The 25,406-nt window shown below is 46.8% G+C and carries 22 protein-coding genes; 4 read left to right on the top strand and 18 right to left on the bottom strand.

What is annotated here, in order from left to right; translation table 11 throughout:
* The first annotated feature begins 73 nt into the window (after window positions 1-73).
* From IAE55_RS34410 to IAE55_RS27105, 3 genes are all read left to right on the top strand, one after another.
* Window positions 74-382, top strand: coding sequence for a cation diffusion facilitator family transporter (locus IAE55_RS34410; RefSeq protein ID WP_442793357.1), 309 nt, complete (start codon window positions 74-76; stop codon window positions 380-382).
* Window positions 382-516 (top strand): cation transporter dimerization domain-containing protein, encoded by a 135-nt coding sequence (locus IAE55_RS34405; RefSeq protein WP_308737550.1) that lies wholly within the window; start codon window positions 382-384, stop codon window positions 514-516. Before IAE55_RS34410 ends, IAE55_RS34405 begins: the two co-directional genes overlap by 1 nt.
* 229 nt (window positions 517-745) lie before the next feature.
* Window positions 746-844: a sporulation protein YjcZ gene (locus IAE55_RS27105; RefSeq protein WP_145156462.1), complete on the top strand. Its 99-nt coding sequence runs from the start codon at window positions 746-748 to the stop codon at window positions 842-844.
* Between the two features lie 222 nt (window positions 845-1,066).
* Here IAE55_RS27105 and IAE55_RS27100 read toward each other — a convergent pair whose 3' ends face one another.
* Window positions 1,067-1,330 carry a hypothetical protein gene (locus IAE55_RS27100; RefSeq protein WP_105442709.1) on the bottom strand — a complete coding sequence of 88 codons (264 nt, stop codon included), beginning with the start codon at window positions 1,328-1,330 and terminating at the stop codon, window positions 1,067-1,069.
* Between the two features lie 345 nt (window positions 1,331-1,675).
* Here IAE55_RS27100 and IAE55_RS27095 point away from each other — a divergent pair, with 345 nt between their 5' ends.
* Window positions 1,676-2,272 carry a LacI family DNA-binding transcriptional regulator gene (locus IAE55_RS27095; RefSeq protein ID WP_234489895.1) on the top strand — a complete coding sequence of 199 codons (597 nt, stop codon included), beginning with the start codon at window positions 1,676-1,678 and terminating at the stop codon, window positions 2,270-2,272.
* A 76-nt stretch (window positions 2,273-2,348) separates the two neighbouring features.
* Here the strand turns inward: IAE55_RS27095 and IAE55_RS27090 are convergent, their stop codons facing one another.
* The 17 genes from IAE55_RS27090 to IAE55_RS27010 form a co-directional block, all read right to left on the bottom strand.
* Entirely contained in the window at window positions 2,349-3,773 is a 1,425-nt protein-coding gene (locus IAE55_RS27090) for a glycoside hydrolase family 32 protein (protein ID WP_200634376.1), read from the bottom strand.
* Window positions 3,770-5,434 (bottom strand): glycoside hydrolase family 172 protein, encoded by a 1,665-nt coding sequence (locus IAE55_RS27085; protein ID WP_200634375.1) that lies wholly within the window; start codon window positions 5,432-5,434, stop codon window positions 3,770-3,772. Before IAE55_RS27085 ends, IAE55_RS27090 begins: the two co-directional genes overlap by 4 nt.
* Before the next feature lie 14 nt (window positions 5,435-5,448).
* The gene (locus tag IAE55_RS27080) at window positions 5,449-7,728 is read right to left on the bottom strand and encodes a GH32 C-terminal domain-containing protein (protein WP_145156459.1); all 2,280 of its coding nucleotides are present in this window, start codon (window positions 7,726-7,728) and stop codon (window positions 5,449-5,451) included.
* Window positions 7,725-10,190 carry a PfkB family carbohydrate kinase gene (locus IAE55_RS27075; protein ID WP_200634374.1) on the bottom strand — a complete coding sequence of 822 codons (2,466 nt, stop codon included), beginning with the start codon at window positions 10,188-10,190 and terminating at the stop codon, window positions 7,725-7,727. Before IAE55_RS27075 ends, IAE55_RS27080 begins: the two co-directional genes overlap by 4 nt.
* A 27-nt stretch (window positions 10,191-10,217) precedes the next feature.
* A complete protein-coding gene (locus tag IAE55_RS27070) occupies window positions 10,218-11,846 on the bottom strand; it encodes an ABC transporter substrate-binding protein (protein ID WP_105446278.1) in 1,629 nt (542 codons plus the stop codon).
* Between the two features lie 124 nt (window positions 11,847-11,970).
* Entirely contained in the window at window positions 11,971-12,867 is an 897-nt protein-coding gene (locus IAE55_RS27065) for a carbohydrate ABC transporter permease (RefSeq protein ID WP_145156457.1), read from the bottom strand.
* 13 nt (window positions 12,868-12,880) lie between these two features.
* Window positions 12,881-13,822, bottom strand: a complete 942-nt coding sequence (locus tag IAE55_RS27060) for an ABC transporter permease (protein ID WP_200634390.1) — start codon at window positions 13,820-13,822, stop codon at window positions 12,881-12,883.
* A 173-nt stretch (window positions 13,823-13,995) separates the two neighbouring features.
* Window positions 13,996-14,964: a LacI family DNA-binding transcriptional regulator gene (locus IAE55_RS27055; protein WP_145157449.1), complete on the bottom strand. Its 969-nt coding sequence runs from the start codon at window positions 14,962-14,964 to the stop codon at window positions 13,996-13,998.
* A 1,289-nt stretch (window positions 14,965-16,253) separates the two neighbouring features.
* Window positions 16,254-16,991, bottom strand: coding sequence for a HEAT repeat domain-containing protein (locus IAE55_RS27050; protein WP_186381802.1), 738 nt, complete (start codon window positions 16,989-16,991; stop codon window positions 16,254-16,256).
* Between the two features lie 99 nt (window positions 16,992-17,090).
* The gene (locus IAE55_RS27045; RefSeq protein WP_200634373.1) at window positions 17,091-18,893 is read right to left on the bottom strand and encodes an RHS repeat domain-containing protein; all 1,803 of its coding nucleotides are present in this window, start codon (window positions 18,891-18,893) and stop codon (window positions 17,091-17,093) included.
* Between the two features lie 202 nt (window positions 18,894-19,095).
* Window positions 19,096-19,311, bottom strand: coding sequence for a cysteine-rich KTR domain-containing protein (locus IAE55_RS27040; protein ID WP_200634389.1), 216 nt, complete (start codon window positions 19,309-19,311; stop codon window positions 19,096-19,098).
* A gap of 17 nt (window positions 19,312-19,328) precedes the next feature.
* Entirely contained in the window at window positions 19,329-20,099 is a 771-nt protein-coding gene (locus IAE55_RS27035; RefSeq protein WP_145156452.1) for an ABC transporter permease, read from the bottom strand.
* 1 nt (window position 20,100) lies between these two features.
* Window positions 20,101-20,859, bottom strand: a complete 759-nt coding sequence (locus tag IAE55_RS27030; protein WP_145156451.1) for an ABC transporter ATP-binding protein — start codon at window positions 20,857-20,859, stop codon at window positions 20,101-20,103.
* A gap of 15 nt (window positions 20,860-20,874) precedes the next feature.
* The gene (locus tag IAE55_RS27025) at window positions 20,875-21,225 is read right to left on the bottom strand and encodes a DUF1048 domain-containing protein (protein ID WP_145156450.1); all 351 of its coding nucleotides are present in this window, start codon (window positions 21,223-21,225) and stop codon (window positions 20,875-20,877) included.
* Between the two features lie 12 nt (window positions 21,226-21,237).
* Window positions 21,238-21,585 (bottom strand): DUF1048 domain-containing protein, encoded by a 348-nt coding sequence (locus tag IAE55_RS27020; protein ID WP_200634372.1) that lies wholly within the window; start codon window positions 21,583-21,585, stop codon window positions 21,238-21,240.
* Complete coding sequence (locus IAE55_RS27015; protein WP_313960353.1) at window positions 21,582-21,890, bottom strand: PadR family transcriptional regulator; 309 nt, start codon at window positions 21,888-21,890, stop codon at window positions 21,582-21,584. Before IAE55_RS27015 ends, IAE55_RS27020 begins: the two co-directional genes overlap by 4 nt.
* Window positions 21,891-23,022: 1,132 nt before the next feature.
* The gene (locus IAE55_RS27010; protein ID WP_200634370.1) at window positions 23,023-25,356 is read right to left on the bottom strand and encodes a universal stress protein; all 2,334 of its coding nucleotides are present in this window, start codon (window positions 25,354-25,356) and stop codon (window positions 23,023-23,025) included.
* Between the last annotated feature and the right edge of the window lie 50 nt (window positions 25,357-25,406).

Raw genomic sequence — 25,406 nt, 5'->3', positions numbered from 1 at the left:
CACATCTCTTCATCCATGCCTTGGGCTCAAATCCCCAGTGTTCACGTTTAACGCTCAGCGGAGTATAGGGCATTTGTCTGCTGCATCGCCACAGAGAGCACCTGCTAAAGATAACCTTTCGGATGCATGGGTTAGTATTGGAACAGTGATAGGAATATTAGGATCCCAGTTGCAATTACCATGGTTAGTTCCAATCACTGCTGTTTTGGTTGGACTATTAATTTGTAAAACTGGGTGGGATATTTTTCGTGAATCATCCCATTATTTATCAGATGGTTTCAATGAACAATTATTGGATCAATATAAGGACACTGCATTGACGGTACCCGGAATTAAGGGCATTAGGGAAGACGTGCAAGAAACTATGGCAATAACTCTGTAGTGGATATCGTGGTTTTGGATCTACAAGTTGCTCATGATATTTCAACTGCAGTCGAAAATGAGTTAATCAAACAACATGGTGTATACGAAGTGCATGTCCATATGGAACCAACTGTTCAATACGTTAACGAGTAATTATCTATAGAACAATCAAAAAAACCAGTTGCTGGGTCTTTCCCGAAACTGGTTTTTTACGTTATAAGGCTGCATTATCAAAAGCTGACTAACATATTGAACTGAGTCTATGGTTATATTACCTAGTAACGAATTTTAACTTGTAAAATATCTTTACCATTTTGCCCTGACGCAATCAAAACAAATTCATATGATATCAATGTACCTTATAGATTAAGGAGGTAATGACATGGGTGAAGTTGGCGGCTTTGGCGGTCTTGGCACAAGCGTGGCAGCTATATTAGTGCTGTTTATCTTGTTGGTAATTATTACAAAATCGTTCTTCTGAGGATACTCCATTAGACCCCGTTGAAACGGCTGCGGGGTCTAATTTCGGTTTATAGACCATGTACAAGTTAATGCAGAAAAATGAGGTACAGGCAATTTAAAAAATCCCTAATTAACTTCTCTTTGCCCTTGTGTAGACTATGACCATGTCTCTTCCTCATTCCCCGTCTTTCCACTATCACGGTGGGAATGTGGAATTCTCCCGTTTACTGTTGTGAAGCCTTTAAGACTGTATTTTGCGTCTTATTTTATCGTTACTATCAATTTTAATTTTATGCCATATTTCTTGTAAGGAATTATCCTTGAATTTTGCATTTTCCAACAACTCATTAACATTGCCATAAGCAGAATACTCTTCATTTCCAAATTTAGTTACGTGCCATCCAGTATTATTGTAGCTAATAGAATATCTATCTCCATCCAAAAGGAATTCTATTTCATGCCCCATATTTAAATCTTCGATAAACTCTTGATAGGTATATTCCAAGGTTAACACTCCCCTTTCTTGAACGGAAACTCCCAGAAAATGGGCGGAGAGACGAAAGAAAAAAATCAGTCTCTCGATCAAGAAGTTAGGTTACCAAGTGAACCCGGTGGCCAAAAGCCTAATTACTGGCAGAATGCACACCATTGGGCTTGTTTTATCCGATAGTATCTATGACGGCGACGGTTACTTTGAAGACTTATACTTCCTCCATTTTGCCAAGGTCATCAAGCAGCAGTTAAAAGCATTGGGTTATAAGATTATCCTACTGGACTTTGAAGAAATCTTTATGAATATCCAGATAGTCGACGGATCATCTTCAAAGCAACGTTGGAGACGGAAAAATTCATGCCCCGATTAATGGATCTTAACGTGCCTGTCATTACGGTAGGACGCCACAACTTATCCTACGGCGCGCATGTGCTGCGCGTCAACGACTATCAGAGCGGCCAGATCGGAGTAAACCACTTGTTATCCCGAGGCTATGACAAGCTAGTCATTTTAACATATCCGCACGGTCACGTCCCTGGCTTTGATGATCGGCTCAACGGTGCCAGCGAGTCACTGCAGCAGAACGGGAAACTACCAACCGTCATCACCGGCGATATGACAGAAGCCTTTGGATACGATACAGTTATGAAGTTGGCCAAAGGCAACCAACTGCCCCAGGCGTTGTTTTGCTTAAACGATATCTCCGCCATCGGAGCGTTCAAGGCTTGCAAGGATTTGAATCTGAGCGTTCCGGACGGGCTTGCTGTGTTGGGTGTCAACGATATGCCTACCGTTTCTGAGCTGCTAAGCTTATCCACCATTCGGCATCCCATCAATGAATTGGCTGAGGCCGCGTCCAAGCTGATGATCCAATCCATTGAGACTGATGGGCAACGCCTTGAACCTGTCGAAGAGGTATTCCCGACAGAATTGATGGTACGGCGGACCAGCTGATATTGGCGCTTGCCAAAAAAAGAAATAAAAAAGATCGAGCTGAGGACAAACCGATCCTCTGCTCGATCTTTTTGTTTTAACCTCTAATCGAGATCGTTACATCGCTAAACTGAGCACTGCCCTGATTGACAAACAAGCCAAGCTTCCCTTTAGGTATATCATACATTCTGGCGCTCATGGCTATGTTTTCATCCACATAAATTTCGCATATCGATCCATCGATAAATACTTTGATTTCGTAAGGACGATCAGGAACCAAATTGACAGGGCGCTCCAGTTCAACTTCATAAGGGAACGTCTTACCGCCTTCTTCCGATTGCATGATATATCCCCGAAAGGTAATGCGGTCCCGCTGTGGCTCCAAGGTGACGTAATAGGCATCATCCAAGGTATTCTCTGTCCGCAGCATGAACCCAATCCCTTGAGTTTGCTCGGAGAAAGAAATTGTAGCGGATATTTTGCATTGATCGGGCAAATCATCCCGGGTCATGCAGCCGGCAAACCCATACGGTGACGTACAGGAAAGTGAGCTACCCCTATGTTTCCAATCTCCTGCAATTTTATCGAAATGTACAATCAACGGCTTTGCGAATGCGCCATCCACGGTTTCCGGCACTTTTACACCAAGGGTCCCATCCGTACGCTGAACAATTTCATGTACAATAAGGTTCCCACCCCAATCCCATGTGTCGTAATCCTTGCCGCGAGACTTCGGCGGATTCCAGCTGAATAAATCGTCGTTTTTCGTTGGGTTCCACCCGAATAAAAAGCGTTTTTCCCCATCCGAAACAGACTTGGCTGCATAAAAGGCACGGCCGTCGAAGGTATCCTCCTTTGGGGTTATCCAAGGTCCGTTTAAGGAACGGCTCATCCGGTAAAAGGTTGCAAAGCGCCCAGTATAGGAAGAATAGATTAAATACCACCAATCCCCGATCCGAAACAAATCGGGACATTCATGTGCCCCAACGTGCAAATTTGGAGCGTATAGAGGTTCACGATGCTCCCAAGTTTTAAGGTCTTTGGATGACAACAGCGCGGTACAGCCTTTTCGGTTAGTAGACCCTTTCGACATCGCGGCAAGCAGCATCCAGTATTGACCTTCCTCTTCATTCCAGAATACGAAGGGGTCACGCCAATCAGACATCTCATAGATACGGTCATCAGCGGTAAAAGTATCTTCCGGGATGGGATCCCAGTGCTTCAAGTCATCGCTGATCGCATGGCAAACGAGTTGCTTACCTGGAGGAAACACGCAGTAGAACATATGATAGATATCGTCCACTTTCAGAATATGGCCGGTTCCGCCTTCAATCTTGCAGGCTCCATCTTCCCGATAATTCACAAAGTCCTTTGTTCCTATAAGATACCAGCCGTGATCAAATCCCTCCCTGTAGTTATCTCGCCAGCCGTGCAAATAAAACAGCTTAAACTCCCCGTCTTCATAATAAGGGATTACATCCCCTACCCAGGCATTCTCTGGTCGATAGAAAAATTCCCTCATTGTAATTCCTCCCCAAGTTTCAAATGATCTAAGCGTTCAATCCATGGAACAGGCTTATAAGCATCGCTTGTCCCCCGCTCCTGATACCAGTAAACGGTGGCAGCATATAAACATTCGTTATTGAGCCCCCATTGATTCGCTTTGTATTTCTCGATAAATCCCTCAAAAGAGTGAATAAAAGGAACGTTGTCGCAAATATGAAATCGGTTGACGGAAGTGTGGCCGTTTGCATCCAATTCGATGAAGGGCTGACTTGCGAAAGCACTGTCAAACATCGGGAATGGCGGCTCGGCTGCCCAAGCGTAGCCTATGTAATCCTCGCTGCCGGTTCCGAACGTAGACGGAAAAGATTCACCATCCACAAAAAATTCCTCATCCCCCTCTCCCCACCACCAGTCAATGGTTTTTCGGTCCCATTGTCCGTACCACCAGGTTTCAGGCTCTTCATCTGGTTTCTCCCAGGTATTATAAACATGCAGGTGAACACCGCAGAATCTTCCCCGTCCTTTCGCCAGCAGCAGAGGCCAATCCGGCCAGCGGTCTCCTCCTTCCTTAAACCGCTCCGTATCCAGATCCAGATATTCATCCCGATGCCATTTCGCATGAAAACGAAGAAGTTCATCCGTGTCAGACTTTGATAAAGGAGTAAACCGGATATCCGCCGTAATTTCGCATGCTTCCGTCCCATCATTCTCGATTTCGATTCTCGCACTTTCCGAAAAAGGCATGTACCAATTACTGTACATTTCATGTTCGTTCATCCCCAAGGGCAGAGACCGGTACTGCTTGATCCCTGGAGCGCTGCCAAAAAAATCACCCAGGGGTGCCCATACAGAAGGGATTTCCTCGTTGTCCCATTTCATCGAGATGGTCAATTGCCTGGCCAGCTTCCGCTGCAATGGTTCACTCTTTCGTCTAAGGTCGGTCCTGATCCGAATCATGGAGATCGAGCCGGCCCCTTGCTTATCAAAAATTACTGCCCTGCCTCCTGCTGGAACGGATACCGTAACGCTCTCGTCTATAGACCCACCCGCTTGCGCAAAAGAATATGTTCCCCTTTGCTGCAACACGCGGTCCGCTTCGGCCAATGCAATTGCCGATTCCTTATCGAAGCTGCCATCAAAGGACGGCATCCTAACCCCGACAGGGAAAACGGTGTAGGTGATATGGTAGTAAGCACCCCACCCTTTATCCAGCATTACTTTGCAATGTTTCTGAAAAGGAATGGGAATAAAGCTGTTTCTGCCGCGGGATAAGGTAGGCGTCAGACTCGGGAAGTTGGCAGGTGGCTCTTCCCGGTTGAATGTGTCGAAATAATCCCGAAACGGCTGATCGATCACAGGAGTATCGGCATGATCTATAAAAATCCGGATATGGCCCTCCGCAGGAAGCGCTGACCAGACTCTCCAAATCACGCCGGGTCCATCAAGTTCCAAAGCGACGATGCTGTCTCCTTCTTGGCGGATGAAGCCAGCTCCGTCATCATTAGCTCCCCAGTTCTCATACAAGCCCGTCTCGGCATGATAAATGGAACTCCGGTCAAAGCTGGAGAAACACCCCGACTTCTCGCCGTCCTGTGGCGATATTGCAAGTGCTTCGAGATCATATAATCTCCGCACGAGGTCCTGATAAGAATACACCGGTAGCTTGGTTTGGTTCATGGTACTCTCCTTTCTTACCAAATAGGCTTCATATCCCACACTTGCATCGATTTGACCGTCAAACTGCCATCTCCCCAAATCTGAATCCCCAGCGCATCCCTTCGACTCGGATACACCCGGGTCGTCAAGCTTTTCAATCCATTTGCATAGGCTTCGACCATGGAACGGTCCAAATACATGTGGAGCTTCAAATTCTCTCCATGAAGCTCTAGATTGCCACCCTGGGTTCCTCCACATTTTTCTCCTGGATGAAGCGTCGTCTTCGAACGGTCGACCAGGAGCATCGATTGATTCAAGTCGTAGTAAAGCAGGGTTTCTTCTTCTCCATCCGGCGTACGACGGATCTTGATCCCGAATTGCTTGGCGCTGCCCGGCTCCATCTCCAAGCGGATCTCAAGCATATCGCCCTGAACATCCTGGAGCAGGACATTCGCTTCAGACAATGATTTATCGCGGAGAGATAACCGCTTCTCGCCGCGCAGGGACTGCAGCTCTTGGATCGGTTCTATACCCAGTCGTCCGTCCTCCCGCAAATACACGCTGATCGGCAAACCGCCGTTATGCGCCCATCCCGATTGATATTCCAGTTCTGAGGTCCTGTCACCTTGGGCTATCGTAAATACGATTTTCCTGCCGGTCTTCGGATCAACCATTCCGCTCGGACCGGTAAAATGGAAATCACCGACATCAATCAATTGAGGCTCCTCTTGATCATGGATGAACGTTAGATTCTGCTTATCCAGTTGTCCGATCCAATAAAACACTTCGACATCCGCTCCCTCTCCCACTGGGCTGACCAGCAGAAGATGCTTGTTCACCCCCTGTTTGTCGCAACCAAGGGGAAGAAACACGGGGAGCTCCCAGATCGGCCCTAGATAAGGAAACTTCTCGATATCCGCTTTAAAAAAGGGCCCTTTATACGTCCAATTCAGCATATCCTGAGAAGAAAATGCCAATGCGGCTCCGCCTTCACCTTCGATCCCGGACCCGACCAGGGCATACCAACCATCATCATCTTTCCACACGAATGGGTCCCTGAAATCCCCGAATAAGCCTATTCCCTTCTTCTGCACGATTAACGGCTCCGGATGTTTGACCCAGTGAACTAGATCGGGGTCCTTATCTCGGGAATAGGTGCTTCGGGCAAGCGCTACGCTCTGATTCGGCGAAGCACTGTCATTGCCCGCTGTAAAGAACAAGACCGGCAGGCCGTCTGCATCGTAGGTTGCGCTTCCCGACCAGATTCCATCGGGTGCGAGCTCATCCTTCTCGGGCGCCAAAGCCACGGGAAGATCCCGCCAATGCACCAGATCCTCGCTAACCCAATGCCCCCAATGGATTTGATGAAAGAAGGGCCCATGAGGATTATGCTGATAGAACAAATGGTACTGGCCGTCAAAATAGATCGGCGCATGGGGTTCATTCATCCAGTGAGCAGGTGGGCTAACGTGATATTGAGGCCGGTGCCGATCCGCCAGCAGAGGGGTCCGATCCAGTTTAATCTGATCATACGTTAACGTCGGATGGACTCCTCCACATCCGATATCCAACACGAGCCGATAAGAAGCGGCTACCTCATCCTCACTCAGTGCCCTTGGGTAGATTTTGAGCTCTTCCATGATGCCACTGAACATGTGCAGGCTGAACACCTTCGCCAGCTGGCTGCTGTGATTATTTTTACCGATTAGGAGATCCGTGCCGGTCGCCTCGGTCAAGCGGGAACCACGAGGCAACCCGGTCGACGCAATCTTCCTGCCGTTCAGAAACAATTTCATTTCCCCTTGGTTCCCGTCAAACACAGCATTTACGTAAGACCATTCATTTTTTGGCAGCTCATGCCCATCCGGTGACCAAATTTCCTTCCATTCTCCTCCTTCGAGTCCAACTTGGAAGGACCAGGATCCATGACGATACATACCGAGTAGGTATCCCTGCCTTTGTTCTTTGTTGTGACGGTTCACAATGGCTGACAGCTTGCCATCGTCCCCCACCTCGTATGAACGAGGGGCAACCCATACGCCGATGCTGATCGCCGACCGGTATTGGGAGGTGCCCGCAGGATCTTCTTCTTGGAATGAATGGGAAATGTAAGTCGAATAACCGTCGAACGAAAGCCCACTCCCCACGACGCCTTTTCTCCACAGCGGGTCGCACGGTTCGGTAAACTTTGCTTGCTTAAATACGTACTGGATCTCATCCCGGACCTGGGATACGTATTCCAGAGCACTTGCTCCGGCTCCTTCATTAAAAGGCCAATACATCATCGGTCCCCGGTTGTCGGGTCTTTGGTTCATGCTTCCACCCTCCTTGACTCCCACTCCGTGGAGTCGCCTGGAATAAGTATGGAGTTTAGCGTATGGATGTGAAGCGAGTTCAGAACATCCTGCCCCGCTTTCACGCTGATTTCGATCTGATCTAACGGAGCGTCAGGGAAAATTTGATCCGTCATGGCAATCAGACCATCATTCGCGTACACTTCGATCGCATTGCGGTCCAGCCAGATATGCAGCTTGATTTTCCCGTCCTCAGAAACCAATTTGGCGCCATGATTGCACGGAAAAGACGGATGAAAATCGGTCACTCCTGATTTCGTACGGTCAATGTACAGCCATTGGCGCTCAGGGTCATATCCGATTATCGTTTCGCTCTGCCCGGAGGATTTTATTTTCACCCGAATCTCACTCCCGGAGCGGACATCCATTTCAGCCTCAATCTCCAACAGTTCATCCTGCATCTTTTGTATAAAAGGGGCCTCTGGCGTAATCAAAATTGCATTCCAGCTCTTCGATTCTTTTCGCAGCTTCTCCATTTCCCTAACCGGCTTTTGGATCAGCAGGATACCTTCGTCACGGCTGGTCAATGACAATACGCGAGGCAGTGTCATCGCTCCTCTCCAGTCTCCGGTAGGTGTCTCGTTGGCATACTTCCAGTTGCTCATCCATCCAATGATCACGCGCCGTCCATCAGCATCGGGTATATCCGACCAAGTAACCCCCGCATAATTGTCCCGGCCATAATCGAGCCATTGGATATGATCTGCAGGGTTGTCATTGATGAATGTGTTCCCATCGAACTCACCGATAAAATATTGCGTGCGTGAACCTTCCGGATAATCGGGATGATCCCCAATGCTTATGATCAGAACCCATTTGGAGCGTCCGCTGCCATCAATCGGCAGTTCAAAGAGATCCGGGCATTCCCAAACGCCATCATGCGAACCTTCTCCATGGCCGAATTCGCCCGTAAGCGACCATTCCAGCAAATTCTTTGATCCGTAAAACCGGACATGATCTCCCGCGACAACCGCCATCACCCAACGTTCATTTTGCGAATGCCAAAACACCTTGGGATCCCGAAAGTCTATTAGGTCAGACTCGGTGAGTACCGGATTCCCCTCATATTTATGCCAGGTTCGACCTTTATCACTGCTGTAAGCCAAACTTTGCCTTTGACGCGGCCGACCAGTTTTTGGACAGGTATCAGCATGGGTAAAGATCGCAACCAATCCATGGGACCCTTCAAATAGTCCGCTGCTGTTGTTCCAGTCAACTACACAGCAACCAGAGAAAATAGCGCCATGCTCGTCTGGGAACAGGGCGATTGGTTCATGCCGCCAATGCACCATATCTTGACTGACAGCATGCCCCCAATGCATCGGACCCCATTTGTTTCCGTAAGGGTGATGCTGGTAAAACAGGTGATATTCTCCCTCGTAATAGACCAGTCCGTTGGGATCGTTCATCCAGTGAGAAGGTGGCGAGAAATGAAACCACGGCCTGAATCGATCATCATTTTGCTGTTTACTGAACTCAATTTTCATCATTTCCTCTTTGGTTGGCATTGACAGAAGAGCCCCCTTACGTGTTGTTACTAATGCTCCACCTGCATTTGCAAAAGTCAGCATGCTGGTGATTTGCTGTCTGGTCAGCTGATTTAATACATGATCGGTTTGAAGGATCTGATATAACAAGCAGCCCAGGAACGCGTCCCCGGCTCCAGTCGTATCGATAACCTTCACTTGAAATCCGGGCACATATCCATCATGATCAGCGACCCGGTAATAACAGCCTTTTTCCGCTAAGGTAACCACGATCAGTGCGATGCCGAATTGCTGCTGCAGCTCCTGCGAGCCTTTTTCCACATCGGTTGTTCCTGTTATAAAGCCAAGCTCCTCCTCCGATATTTTCAGAATATCGGCATAGTTCATGCCCCAAAGAATATTTTGTTTTGCTTTATCGTTACTCTCCCATAATGCAATCCGGATGTTCGGGTCAAACGAGAGCAGCGCTCCTGCTTCTTTGGCCTTCACGACCGCCTCTCTTGTTGCCGAACGGGCAGGCTCATGGGTCATCGATAAAGATCCAAAATGCAGTATACGGCAGTTTTGAATACGATCGAACGGGACATCCGCTGGGCACAACAATGTGTCGGCTCCCGGCCTCCGGTAGAAGCTGAACGATCGGTCTCCGTTGCCATCCAAATGGACAAATGCCAGCGTCGTGTTAGCTTCCGTTGTAGTCGAAAGAGCAGTCACATCAACTTCGCAGCTTAACAAAGTGTGCTGAAGTAGGAATCCGAAATGATCCTCCCCTACTTTGCTAACCAGAGCCGTTTTGGCTCCTAAGCGGGATAGCGCAACCACTACATTAGCCGGTGCCCCTCCGGGATTGCATTCGAACTGCTCGTTACCTCCCTCGCTTTGTCCTGCAGGAGTAAAATCTATCAAAACTTCCCCGATAGCAATTACATCAAGCACAGTTTCTCCCCACCTATCATTTACTTATTATTTCTTTAAATTTTCGTTATAGCGATCCAGTCCAGTTTGGTAGATCTCCATCAATTCGTTCAGGCCCATTTTATCCAGAGTCTTCACATAGCTATCCCACTGCTCATCCACGCCGCCATCGACAATAAATTTGCCTCTTTGAGTGTTCACGTATTTAATCAATTCAGGCTCAATCCGGTTGATTGTATCCAATTCTTCTGGTTTGAAGAAAATACTTGGATAGTTTTCTTTTTCCATGTAAGGATCGTAGTACTTCTCCAAATCTATTACACGCTGCTGAGCCCGAGGCTCCAGATCAACCACTTTCCCCAAATTTTCAGCAGTAATTACTCCCGGGGCCCCTGCACCTGGAGCTACCTTCTGACGGAATTCACCAGCGGAAGTACCTTCGGGTAGCGGAAGGTTCACCAGTTTTCCGTTTTCGTCTTTTTTAAATACGACATCCAACGGACCCCAGTGAATTTGAGCCGCCATGTAAGGTTCATACTGTTGATCAATCCAGCGCATCGTAATCTCGGGGTAACGGTCTTCTTTAGTAATCACGAAAGCCCCACGTCCTGGCCCCCCACCATTGTTACGCCCGATCAATTGGTCCCCGTTTGGACCTTTGAGCGGAGGCAGGAGAGCATAATCCTTACTCCGTTCTGCTCCGACAACTTCTTCGACCTCCCACCAGACGTAAGAGCCAAGCGTTTCGTCAGTCGTTTTGCCTTTTGCCAAATACTGAGCCGCATCCTGGGTGAACGATTCGGGATCGATCAAGCCTTGCGCATACCAGTTATCATGTATATATTTCAATGCTTCCTTATATTGAGGTTGATTCGCGGTGAAAATCACTTTACCATCGCGGACGATCCGATGTTCCAGGTTATCTGGAAGCCCGAAGGCTCCGAATATGCCCGCAATGTCACTGCACCACTGCATGTGCATAAAACTTAGTGGAATTTCATCCGCTTTACCGTTGCCATTCGGATCCTGTGTTTTAAAGGCGATCAAGGCCTTCGTATATTCGTCCAGCGTTTGCGGCATTTTCAATCCCAATTTGTCCAGCCACTTTTTATTGATGACGTGAAAGAAAGGATTGGTCCCAAGGTTGTTCTCTTCAAAAGACGGCAGCCCATAGATGTGACCATCCGGCGCTGTGATCGCCGATCTAATGTCGGGCCGGCTTTCTAAGAGCGCTTTCAAATTAGGCGCATATTGGTCAATTAAATCCTCCAGTGGGATGAGAGTCCCATCTTTACCGTAATTGACAAGCTCGTAATCCGTGAACCCGGCTCCATAAAATGCATCCGGCAAATCACCGCTGGCCAGCAGCAAATTTTTCTTTTCGTTGAAGTCGGTGTCCGGAATGTTATTCCACTCGATCTTTACGTTGGTTTGCTTCTCCAGTCGATTGAAAATTTCCATTTTCGAATACTCCGGCGCCAGTGCGGCTTTCGGGGATACCATTTTTAATGACACGGCATCGTTTACAATTGGAAGCCCGGTTTTGTTAAAGTTCGCATCCTGGTCCGGATTTTTCGCCTGTTGCTTTGTATCCCCGCTGCTACCCGAACAGCCACTGATTGCAAACGCTCCGGCCAACATGAGAATCCCTGCACTTTTGAAGATCGTTTTTTTCATTGTCCATAACCTCCCTTTAGATCATTCCACAGGTAAAAATCGTGCACAGTCCTTGCTAGTCTAATCTGGATATCTTGGGCATCAATACGGCTTCACATCCCCCCTTTCAAGCACCCTGCCAACGTCATCCCTTGATGGATCCGATCATCACGCCTTTCACAAAGTACTTTTGCAGGAAAGGATATAAAATCAGCAGCGGAAGGCTGGATACCATGATCACGCCGTATTTGATAAGCTCTGTGACACGCATCTTCGCCGCATAGGACTCTACATCTAACATCATGTTGGAATTGACCTGATTCTGGACTAGAATGTTCCGCAGCACGAGTTGAAGCGGATATTTGCTTTCGTCGTTCATATAGATCAAAGCGTCAAAGAAACCATTCCAGAAACCTACGACATGATAAAGTACCATTACGGCGATGATAGACTTGGACAACGGAAGCACGATGCTCCAGAAGAATCGGGTGTTAGAGCAACCGTCAATCGATGCGGCTTCCCACAATTCATCCGGTATGCTGGACTGGAAAAATGTCCTCACGATAATGACATTGAATACTCCGCCCGCACCCGGGATAACAAGGGCCCAGATTGTATTTAGCATGTGAAGATCCTTAATTAACAGATAGGTTGGGATCAACCCTCCGCTAAAGAACATGGTGACCAACAAAAACCACATAATCACCGATTTCCCAACCAGATCTTTACGAGCTAACGGATAGGCCGCAAATACCGTCACGGCTACGCCGATCAAAGTTCCCAGGCCCGCATATATGATGGAGTTGGCATACCCGATCCAAATGGATGAATCGCTAAAAATTCGCTCGTATCCGTCCAGGGTAAATCCTTTTGGAAATAACCATACCTCTCCTGAATAGATGAGGTTGGGATCACTGAACGAAGCAATCAACACGAAATACAGCGGGAATAATACGAGTAGCATAATCATGGTCAGGATCACGTAGTTAATGACGTCGAACCATACATCTCCCTTGCTCTTTCTCTTTAATAATGAATTCAACATGAACTCCCCCTTACCAAAGGCTGGTTTCCGTCATTCTTTTGGCGATTCGGTTGACGGTGAAGATCAGGATAATGTTAATTACGGAGTTGAACAGGCCCACTGCTGTGGAAAAGCTGTACTGTGCTTTCTGAATCCCCATCTCATATACATAGGTTGGAATGATATTGGAGGTCGCGTAGTTCAGATCGTTTTGCATCAGAAAAGCCTTTTCAAAACCGATGCCCATAATGTTGCCAAGCGCCAGAATCAGTAGAATGACAATGGTCGGCAATATGCTTGGGATATCGACGTACCATACCCGCTTCCATTTACTTGCACCATCCATAATTGCCGCCTCATGCAGCTCTGGATTAACCCCTGCGAGAGCGGCCAGATAAATAATCGTCGAAAAGCCGGTCTCCTGCCATATCCCTGACAAGATGTACAAAGGTCGGAACCAACCTTCATCGGCCATGAACAACCTCGGTTCTCCACCGAACAAAGTAATGATGTGGTTCACGAGACCGCTGTTAGGCGATAGAAACACATTGAGCATGCCTACAAGCACAACCGTAGAAATAAAATGCGGTGCATAGATGACGGTCTGTATAAATTTCTTATAGTTCTTACCAAGCATCTGGTTCAACATGATCGCGATGATGATTGGAACCGGAAAACTAAAAACAAGCGACAGAAAACTGAGCGTAAGTGTATTGACCATAATCGTCCAGAAGTTATAAGAATCGAAAAACTCTATAAAGTGCCTGAAGCCAACCCATTCGCTTCCCCAGATGCCGCGACTTGGTGAAAAATCTTTAAAAGCGATTTGGACTCCATACATCGGGTAGTACTTGAATACAAGATAAATAATAATAATCGGCAGCAGAAACAGGTACAGCTCATAGTTTCGCTTGACTCGTGTCCATGTTCTCCGATTTTCCTTGATGAGGTGTTGCTGACCCCCGGACTCCATTGGATTCACCTTGATACTCCCTTTCTCCCTAAATTGCAATCTCTTTTTTGAAACGTTTCCAATTTAATTGAAACGTTTCCAATTTGGCGCAAGAAATACGTCTTTCGACGTACATTCCAGTGAATGCGGTTGTTATGCGTGCGATTTCGCCATTTTACAAAGTTCTTATTTTATCAAGTAGTTTCGCCAGCCCTAAATACGACGGGAAGACGGTAAACGTCCCTATGCAAAGATTCGCCTTCAATCTTTTTGTAAAGCAGCCTGATTGTCAAGCGTGCCATTTCCTCTACGGGTTGCCTGATCGTTGACAAAATCGGATGAAAGTAAGGATGATCCTGAATGCCGTCATACCCGATGACCTTTACATCCTCTGGAACGCGAATACCCATCTTTCTTGCTCTTTCTATATATTTGGCGGCGAACATATCGGTAATGGCAAAAACGCCGTCCACATCATGATGCTTATCCAAAAATTCATCAAAATAGGCATCATCGTCCTCAACAGGGTCTGGCTTCTCGTAAACAGCGTAATCGATTCCCAATGCCTTCGCTTCTCGAACAAAACCTTCCCTACGATTCATCGTTTCGCTGAAGACGGAAGTAACGCTGCCCATAAAAGCAGGTTTTTTAGCCCCGGCCTTTACAAGCTCCCTCAATGCCAGGCGTCCCCCTTCGTAGTTATCGGACGTAACGCATGTAATATTTTTATTAAAGTGCCTGTCAATACTGATGATCGGAATGTCGTTGCTTACGCTATTTTCTATATCGTTGTACGTAATGCCGACAATGCCCGCCACTTTGTTTTGCTGAAGCATATCCAGGTAATACAGTTCCTTTTCCGGTTTGCCGCCGCTGTTGCACAGCATGAGTTTAAAGCCTTCCCGATCCAACTCATCTTCAATATAATAAGCCAGCTCAGAAAAAAAGGGATGCCAGATACTTGGAAGCAGCAGAGCTACCATTTTGGACTTCCCGATTTTGAAATTTCGGGCTACCTCATTCGGAATATAGTTCAGCTTTTGTATAGCTTCCTCTACTTTTCTGCGTGTATCGGGTTTTACAGCACCCGAATTGTTAATGACGCGGGACACAGTTCCTACGGCTACCCCAGCTAAGGTAGCTACATCTTTAATACTTGGCATCTTACCCCCCCATTTATTTATGAAAATCATAATAGCACCAAATTGGAAACGTTTCAACTTGTTTTTATCACTGGACAAATGATCCCTTCTTGTGATCCTTCTGTATGTTTCCTGTGGCGCTGCAACTATAATGTCCCCTCCCTCACTGTGAGTTGTCATAATTGGTGAGAAAAACCAACCGAAAAATGTTGATACATCAAGACGTGTTTTCATATTTAATGAGAAGAGTTCCTTTAGTAAACACCGGATATAATGCTTATTTTCAGCATTAGTGAGAATTCCCGCAAAACTGGATCTGCATATTTATTCACCTACATACATAGATTATGGAACATGTCTCAGCTTACTAGAACCAATTTCGTCAGGAAGTCCTCGCGTTGTTTCGGCAGCGGCAGAAATCAGTAGGTTTTGTTTCAGGTAGACACTAGTTCGCTCCCTGTTGAATCCAGGCCTGGGAGGATACAGTTGTCGCAGAACAAGTCTCCCCTCTCCCTGCCAGCAGCAAAGACCAATTTGGCTACGCTCTCTTCCTTGAAGCGCTCCGTATGCAGATCCAGATAAACATACCGGTGCCATTTTGCTTGAATACGAAAGAGTTCATCCGTGTCGGACCTCGCTAATGGAGTATACCGGATATCCGCCGCAATTCCGCATTCTTCCGTTGTCCCAACATTTTCGATTCGGTCCTCACTTCTTTCGAAAAGAATTTGACGAGTATCAATCTCACATACCCAAGCACCTGATTACAGAAAAAATAACCTTGATATCAAAGATCCAAGGTCTTCTAAACAAATGAGTAACACATAACGAATTTTTCTTACAAAATTATAAAGTTATCAAATAACTAGTGCTTTTCCATATTCACATTATTTTTCTCTTTAACCTAGCGTAATATTATTATCCATCTTCTCAAAATTACCCACTTGTCTTATATTTCTGGCTACTGAACAACGTCACACTATCAAGGCAAGATACAGCGCTAACATAGTAGTTGATAATTCTTTTCAATTTCGGTTATACATATATGTTCTTGTCGTCCTACATGAAGCAGAATGTTTCAGAATCATTCGACCGACTTCAACCCCGGATTACTCATATTCAAAGAGTTCATTTTTATATTGAGAAAAGAATACTCCTCTAACCGGCTTTCAATCTATATATCCTTATAGTCTTACACTTCATAAGCTATATAGTGTTTGTGAAAAATAAGAAGGAATCCCACATCCGAATTGCTTTTTAATCTCAAGTCGTAATTTGCATTAATCATCACGAAATAAATATAATTGTCATTATTCCCACATATTTAGTTCTGATAGTGCCGCTTGTAATGAGGAACTAACGGCAATTACCTTTTCCTTTCTATAAGCTTTTTCCAAGCTGTCTTTTATTTTATGGAAATTTTCTTCATTGACTAAAGTCACCAAACTATTAGCAACTGCACTGCGCACTCTGTAAGATTTACATTTTAACATTTCTAATATAGAGTCCAAGAAATGTTTTTCGCCTAATAAAAATAACCCTATATAAAACCCTAGCCGTGCCGCGTTCCTATTTTCTACTTGCAGTTGATTTTTTAAGATTGAAATTAAACTTGTATCTCCTAACTTACCTAAAGCTTCTGCTGCATATGCACGAACCAGTTCATTTTTGTCAGACAGAGCATTGCAAAGATAAGGAACAGCTTTTTTGTATCCGATATATCCCAATACCTCGGCTGCGGTTATACGTACTAAACTGACTGAATCATGCAATCTTGCAACTATTGCATCACCTACATCCTCTCCTGAAAAATAGCTTAGCGATTCGATTGCGTACATACGAACCTCAATTTCAGCATGTGTAGTTAACTGAATTAATATATTTTTTACATTAGAGGATGTATTAAAGGAGGATAACATTTCTATTGCGGAAAGCTTGATAGTCAAATCTTCATCCTCAACAAGTTGTAAAATTTCTCCAAGCAAATTATCTTTATTTTCAGTAACCTTCAATTGATCTATTCGATCAATTTTCTCCTGTTTATTCATAAGTTCATCCTCCATTGTAAGAAAGAGCATGATTACCTATCTGTAATCATGCCCATTTTTTATAGTTAAATTAATTTTAAATCAGAAATTCAAGCAATTTTATTTTTTTCTTTTTTGTACATTTCGAGCTTTCCGTCCCTTTTCCTCTTTTACATAACGCTGTCGTTCCGCAGAAGATAAGCTTTTGTCCCTAGCTCTTCGACTAATTTCCTCATCTGTTAAATTTGCTAACCCCGTATCTCTAACATGTTGTTTTCCACCTTTTGCAAAATACCGAATGCCATATCCCACAGCTATTCCTGCCCCAATGGCAATAGTAGCTCCGATAGCCACTTCACCAACACCTGGTATTAAATATATGCCGCCTAAAGAGCTTAAAGAGCCTAAAGCAATTGTGAAGTCACCGTCAGGATCAACCTGGTTAACCGGATCGTTTTCACAGTACAGATAGTAATTCGGACTAATGGGTTCGATGTTGTCTTGACTTATAAATCTACCAACCGCAGGATCGTAATATCTGTTTATTAGGTAATAGAGATTAGTTTCTTCGTCATAATAATATCCGCTATAAGTGAAAGGATTGTAAAGAGTGCCTTTTTTATCGACTAGTTTGCCCCATGGATCATAGGAGTAAGTAATGACCGGTGTTCCATTTGAATCTGTCAGCCCTATAACATTCCCATGACCATCATAATTATAGAAATAGGTCTTTCCTCCTTGAGTTTGGCTGATACGGCTTCCATTCGCATCATACGAGTAGGTAATTGATAAACCTGTCGAAACGTTAGATTCTACAATAAGGTTTCCTGTACTATCTTCATACTGGTATTGATAGTCATTAAGGATAGAACCAGAACTGCTTTTGACTATTTTCTCAATCCGTTGCCCCTTTGCATTATAGCGGAACTCAACGGAGCTGCCATCAGGTTGTGTCTCTTTGGCCAACTTGTCATCCGTATTCCACTCAAAATGAATACCACCTTGTTCAGTAAGTTGGCCTTTTTCGTTATAAGAGTAGTTCACAGTACCTTTAGGGCCATTTACATTCGTTAATTGATTCAGATTATTATACGTGTATTTAGTAGCTCCAATAGCATTCGTCATCGTTAAACGATTTCCGGTGTTATCATAGGAATAACTCGTTGTTCCTGTGCTATCTGTAAAATTTTTCAAACGACCAGTTTCGTCATAGTCGTAACTAGATGATGATGATAGGTTATTTGTTACGGATTTGATTCGCCCATTCTCATCTAGATTATAAGAGTATCCCCATAATAATGTTGTCCCTTTTTTATACTCAACATTGTTGAGTCTATTCGCATTATCATACGTTAGGGATTGGATTACTCCATCGGCATCTGTCCGTTGGATTGAAGTGACATTGCCGTTTGGATCATAACTAAGATCTTCTACAACTTTTTGGGCAGAATCTTTAACTTGCTTAAGTTGATTTGCTTTATCATAAGAGAAAGACAATCCTTGTCCCCATCCAGTCTGAGGGTTCCAAGCAATTAAATTTTGATTGTTGTCATATTGATATGCAACTTGCGATGAACTTTGTACAACTTGATTCTTAACATCATTTGTTGCCGTATGGTCATAGCTTGTCGTTTGACTAGCACCTAATACGGTGTCCTTTATCGATTCAATATTTCCATTCGAATCGTACGTAGGATCATAAACCATTTCGGGTGTGGAAGCACTGGCTGAAACTCTTTCATCTAGATTCTCGAGTTCATCAAGCCAATTATATTGATAATTCGAGACATGTCCATTTGGCTCCGTTACTTTTACCAATTGGTCCGCATTGTTAAACTCCATCGTGGTGACTTGATTCGCTGCATCTTCACTACTAACTTGATTGATCCCTTGCGCCCGGTCCACGCCGCCTATAATGTTCATCAGCGAAGATTTACCCGAACCGGAAGGGCCTAATATTACTCAGATTTGTCTTCTTTCCATCTCCAAGTCCACACCACCGAGGACATGGGTAATAATCCCGGTGTTATTATAGCTTTTCGTAAGGTTCGATACGGATAAAAACATATTTAACACCCCTATTTACCATAAAAAAAAGAGCCGACAACTGTGATTTCACTCACGGTTATCGGCTCTGCGTCTTAGCGTCTGGCTCTTTGATAACTGACATATTCAGTTGTTTTACATTGATTATCGTTTCCTGTTTACACTTGGGACAAAATAGCGGGAAGTTTTTAAGCACCGTATCATCACGTATCTTGACCCGTGTTTTGTTGCCACAGACCGGGCATAATATCCACTCGTTTTTATACACATTACCATCCCTTACTACCACTATCATTTTAATGCCTACAAACATTAAGCTGCTTTCCGTTTGAACGCGCGAATGGCAAAGATATAAGCCACGAGCATAGTTCCGACGCACCACGCAAGCGCGATCCATATATCATTGCCCACAGGCTGACCTGACAGCAGCGCACGGATGGTTTCCACGATTGAAGTCACCGGCTGATTTTCGGCAAAGGCGCGAACGACCCGGGGCATCGACTCGGTGGGTACAAACGCCGAACTGATAAACGGCAGGAAGATAAGCGGATAGGAAAACGCGCTTGCGCCCTCCACAGATTTGGCCGTCAGTCCGGGAATCACAGCGACCCAAGTTAAGGCTAGCGTAAACAGCACGAGTATACCGGCTACCGCAAGCCATGGCAATACGCCCACCGACGTACGAAAGCCCATAATGAGTGCGACGAGAATAATTACGATAACCGAAATAACATTGGAAACCACCGATGTTAGCACATGGCCCCACAGCACGGCGGAACGCGCAATCGGCATGGTGTGAAACCGCTCAATGATGCCCCGTTGCTTATCCAAAAACAGACGATAAGCCGTGTAAGAAATTCCACTTGCAATGGCCATCAAGAGTATACCTGGCAACAGGTAATTCACATAGTTATCCGTTCCGACCTGAATGGCACCCCCAAACACATAAACGAACAGCAGCATCATCGCAATCGGAGTGATGCAGACCGTGATGATGGTGTCCATGCTGCGGAAAATATGGCGCATGGAACGTCCAAGCATAACGCCCATATCGCTGAAAAAGTGTTTCTTTGCCGCTTCCATATTATATCGCCTCCTTCTTGCCGACGATTGCGAGGAATATTTCCTCTAATGTCGGCTGTTTTTCAACATACTCCACCTTTGCGGATGGGAACAGCTTTTTCAGCTCCGCAAGCGTGCCGTTCGCGATAATCCTGCCCTCGTGCAAAATGGCAATTCGGTCGGCAAGCTGCTCGGCTTCCTCCAAATACTGCGTAGTCAGGAATACCGTCGTTCCGCCGCCCGCCAGCTCCTTTACAATCTTCCAAACCTCGATGCGTGCCTCGGGGTCAAGCCCTGTGGTTGGCTCGTCGAGGAAAATGATTTGCGGGTTTCCCACAAGGCTCAAGGCGATGTCGAGTCTGCGGCGCATGCCACCCGAATAAGTAGAAGCCTTTCGGTCCGCGGCATCTGTCAAGCCGAAGCGTTTAAGCATATCATCCGCAACTTGACGCGGATTTTTAAGGTGCCGTAGCTTGGCGATCAAAATAAGATTCTCCCGCCCGCTCAAAATCTCGTCAACTGCGGCGAATTGACCGGTCAAACTGATGGACTGCCGTACTAGGTCTGGCTTTGACGAAATATCGAATCCATTAACGGAGACGGTTCCGCTGTCCGGTTGGAGCAGCGTGCTGAGAATTTTGACAACCGTTGTCTTGCCAGCCCCGTTGGAGCCGAGTAGGGCAAAAATGCTGCCCTTTTCCACCTCGAAATCGACGCCCTTTAGGACATGAAGTTTCCTGTAGGATTTTTGCAGACCTTTCACTTCAATTGCTTTTTCCATCCCGATATCCCCCTTTTACTTTTTTTTATCCGCACCATTTTTCATGGTCTTGTTAATTGCTTGGTCAACAGATTCTTGATAGATGTCAGCGTAAGTTTTTGAATTTTTGATTAGATCGTCGCAGAAAGCGGCTACGTCTCTTCCCGTCACTTCGAGCACGCCTTTCCCCAAAGCCGCGCCCTCTTCAAAAAGATCGACAATTCCCGAGAGTAAACCGGTCCCTTCGGTTAGCTCAACAGGGCCTACCTTAAAGAGATATTTTTGAATCTCCTTATACACAATCTGATAATCCCGCGGGAGTGCTTTGACTCTCGCCACGTGTGCCCGCCACTCTTTTTTGCCTTCGATGATATCTCGTATACTCATGTTATCCTCCTCCTATTTGCCTAATTTTTTTGCGATATTATGGTTGAGCTGCTCGCGCCACTTGTCACGAAAAGACTTTGCCCCTTCTTCACCGGCCAGCGCTGAACAGAAGCCTTGGATATCATCACCCAAGACCTCCTGAACACTCTGGCCGTCCGCAGCCGTTTCTTCGAGCAGGCCAAGTACGCCATCAAGAATTGGCATAAGGTTGCGACCGGTGAAATCGGAATGCGCCCAAAGATTGGAATTGATTTGTTTCCATGCCGCCTGATAATCAGCCGGCAGCTTTTTGGCTCGCGATTCAATAGCCTTCATTTCTTTAGTCATGTCGCTGCCCGTGATTTTTTCCCAAAAATTCATTCGTTTCTCTCCTTTAACTCGTTAATTTTGGTTGATACGAAATCCCATTTTTCCCAGAACCTCCGCAGCTCCTCACGCCCCGCGTCGTTGAGCGCGAAAAACTTGCGCGGCGGCCCCATGTCAGAGGGCTTTTTGGTTACTTCCACCAACTTGTTTTTTTCAAGACGAATCAGGATGGTGTACACCGTTCCCTCTACAACATCTGTGAAGCCAAGGGCATTCAGCCGCCGCGTGATTTCGTAGCCGTAGGTTTCTTTGCGGCTTATAATATCAAGGACACAGCCCTCAAGCACACCTTTGAGCATTTCCGTTAAGTTTTCCAACACAATCGCCCCTTACTATTCTGTAACACCGGTATGCAGTGTTACTTACTACAGCTATAAAGTAACACGCAGTAGTTGGTTTGTCAATAGCGTTTGCTCTGATACGGATTTACATTTTCAACTACGCCTTTAGTTCAACAAAAGTAGCAGCCGATTAGTAGCCGGCTGCTGTTGTGATGTTTTGAACTATTGTTTTCCATAAACGCAATACAATGCTTTTATTGTAGTTTGTTTTTGAACAGATCAAGGCTCAAAGGATCCGCCAGAGCCAAGATTATAAAAATGCGTAGCTTATTTTGAGTCGCTTAATACCTTGTTCCACTCATCAAATGTTTGTTGATTTTCTTTGATTGTTGAAGCCCGACCATTAATGCTTTAGATATCACCAACGGCATTGTTATGTAATTATCCCGACTATAAGCATCCAGGTACCGGCACAATTCCCGGAACTGTTGAACCCGTTTAGGATCCAATTGCCGATGGTAATAAAAAAAGGATGTGTAGCCATGAGTAAACAGGCAGAACTACTGGTGGAGTCGATTTTAAAAAATGCCAAAGAAAACGGGATGAAGATCCGAAAGAAACCGAAAAGGTAACTGTAGTATTACCAGTTGGATAGAACGTGCGTTCCGAACTGTCACCGACCTAGTCTCTAACGATCAGATTCAGGTTGACTTATTCACCGGGCTTGAAGACGAAAAACTTCACAAATTAAGATTCGCTAGGGGTCAGATCCATAATTGTTTTAACGCTGACTCCTTATTCAGGGTGCTCATTAACCGAAGCCGGCACTGCCATCTCCCAGGCTCATAAGATCGGAGGTCATACAGAATGTCAAATGACCGCGGCCACAAAAAATGGACAGCACTCATGCTGCCCGAACATTAGGAATTATTGCGAGACTGAGCGGATCATCAGGATGAAATTTTAATAGAAGAAATAAATCGCACTATTCTGAAGCCCTTGAACACGGTCATCTGAAGCGCCTCATTTGCCCCTTCCTCAGGTAAGGTTGTTGGTGACAACACGGCTAGGCCTCTTTCCTACTCTACGAGTGTAAGTATTGCCGCTGCTGCGTCTTTTGTTTTTCTACCTAAGTGCCTGCCTGCCGCGCTTACTCCTCGTCACCCACCTTAACGTTCGGATCAAAATCAGCCACGACCAGCACATCCATATGACGGGCATGACGCAAAATGCCGTTCACGACGGAGCCCTTCTTCAGCTTCGTCCAAATGCTCCGCGCGGATTGGCCGATAATCATCTGCGTAGCCGCATATTTGTCGGCCGTTTCGATCAGCAGGGATGCAACCTGCCTGTGATGGCTGGCGCGCTGCAGCTCGAAATTGCCGCTCAATTTGTTCGTCAGCTCCTTCAGTTTATCCAGACGCTTCATCACCTGCTCGGGAATGTCGCCGTTCTCGTGCACGTACGTGACGAACCAGGCTGCCTTGAGCCGATAGGCGATACGAAATCCCCTGCGAATGAGCCGCTCCGCATTGGGGCTGGTCGTGACCGCGACGAAGATCACCTCTTTCCGCCGCCAGGGGCCTCTAAGCGCTTCCCGTCTGTCCCACGATTCCAGCCGCTCGTCAACATCGTCCGCGATTTCCCGCAGCGCCAGTTCCCGCAACGCGATCAGATTGCCCAGCTTAAAAAAATTACTCAGCGCCTGATCAATTTTGCTGGGCTCGTAGATTTTCCCCTCCTTCATTCGCTCTTGCAGCGCCCCCGGGGCTACGTCGATCAGCTGCACTTCGTCCGCCGCGCGCATCATGCTGTCAGGTACCGTTTCCCGTACGCGGATACCCGTAATCTGCTCGACGGCATCGTTGAGACTCTCCAGATGCTGGACGTTCATCGTCGATATGACGGATATGCCGGCATTCAAAATGTCCTGCACGTCCTCGTACCGCTTTTTGTGCTTGCTCCCAGGCACATTGGTATGTGCCAGCTCATCGACCAGCACGACCTCTGGATTGCGCTTTAGAATCGTCTCCACGTCCATTTCCTCCAGCTTTGTCCCCCCGTAGTTCGTCACGAGGCGGGGGATTGTCTCCAGTTCGCCTACCTGGGCAAGCGTTTCCTGCCTGCCGTGCGTTTCCAGCAGTCCGATAACGACGTCGATGCCCTTCTTCAGCAGATCGTTCCCTTCACGCAGCATGGTGTACGTTTTGCCGACGCCGGGCGCAGCCCCGATGTAAACCTTGCATTTGCCCCGCCGGATCCGCTCGATCTTCTTCTCGAGATCTGTATCGCTCAACCGCCGGTACGGATCCGACTCCTGGCTCCGCCGGCTGCGCGTCGGCAATATTCGCTCCCCTTCCTCGATCGCCCTGTCGGCTACGAGGAACAGATCGGTATTTTGAATTCGCTTGACCAGCCCGCCAACGACCGAGCCCTTCCATAAATCCTGCCAACGGCTCTGCCTGGAATGGCCCATGACGATCCGCGTGACGTTATGCCGAGCGGCGTATCCCGCCAGCTTGCGAGGCAGCACCCTGCGGGACGGGATGGCGATTTCTTCGAAAACGCCATCCACCTTGTCGACGAGCTGCATGATCGAGCGCTTGAACGCCGCAGCCTCCTTCGACAGCCGTTTTTTTGAAGGGACAAACGACACGACCCTCAGATCTCCGCTCAGGCGCTTGGCAATCTGCTGGCCGCGACGGACGTAGATCGACCCGTTCCAATGATACTGCGTCGAGACGAGAATTCGCTCCGCCGCCCCCGATGGCCCCAGAAGTCCCATCTCCTCGCGATGCTTCTCCAGCGAATCATTGACGCCGTCGGCGACGAGGCGCAGCGCCAGCTCGCGCAGCTTGGCCAGATTGCCGCGCTCGAAGAGGTCCGGATTGCCATGGCGAAAATGGCCGTTCGACAGCCGCTCCAGTATGGTTTCCGGGGTCACATCGATCAGCCGCACCTCATCGGCCAGTTCAAGCGTATTCGCCGGTGCCGTTTCCTTCACCTCGATGCCCGTCAGTTTCTGGGCCAGCTCCGTTACGCCCTCCAGCTCGTAGACGTTAACCGTCGTGATAACGCTGATCCCATGACCGAGCAGATAGCGGATATCCTCGAAGCGCGTCGGAAAGCGAGCGCCTTCGCGATTACGATGGGCGAGCCCGTCGACCAGCACGACCTCCGGATTTCGGGCGATTAGGGCGTCTAGATTGAGATCCTTGCGCTCGACGCCGTCCTTGTTCCAATGAATACTCGGAACCCGCTCCAGATCGCCGACCTGACGGATCGTCTCGGGGCGCTGCATCGTGGACACGGCGCAGATGACGACGTCGATGCCCTGATCCTTCAGCGTATGTCCCTCCCGCAGCATATGATACGTTTTCCCCGTTCCGCTGACCGAGCCAATATAGATTTTCAACCGCCCTAGATGCACCTTCATGATAGAATGCAGCAGCTCCTCCGGCGTCTTGCGGCGGAATTCCTTCATCAGTTTTCCTCCCTTCTCGTTAACGCGCGAAATCCCCGTCGCCCGAAGGA

The sequence above is a fragment of the Paenibacillus sp. S28 genome (assembly GCF_016624415.1).
GTDB lineage: Bacteria > Bacillota > Bacilli > Paenibacillales > Paenibacillaceae > Paenibacillus_AQ > Paenibacillus_AQ favisporus.
Note: the sequence above shows the minus strand (reverse complement) of the source record. Positions and strands in the feature narration are given on the sequence as shown.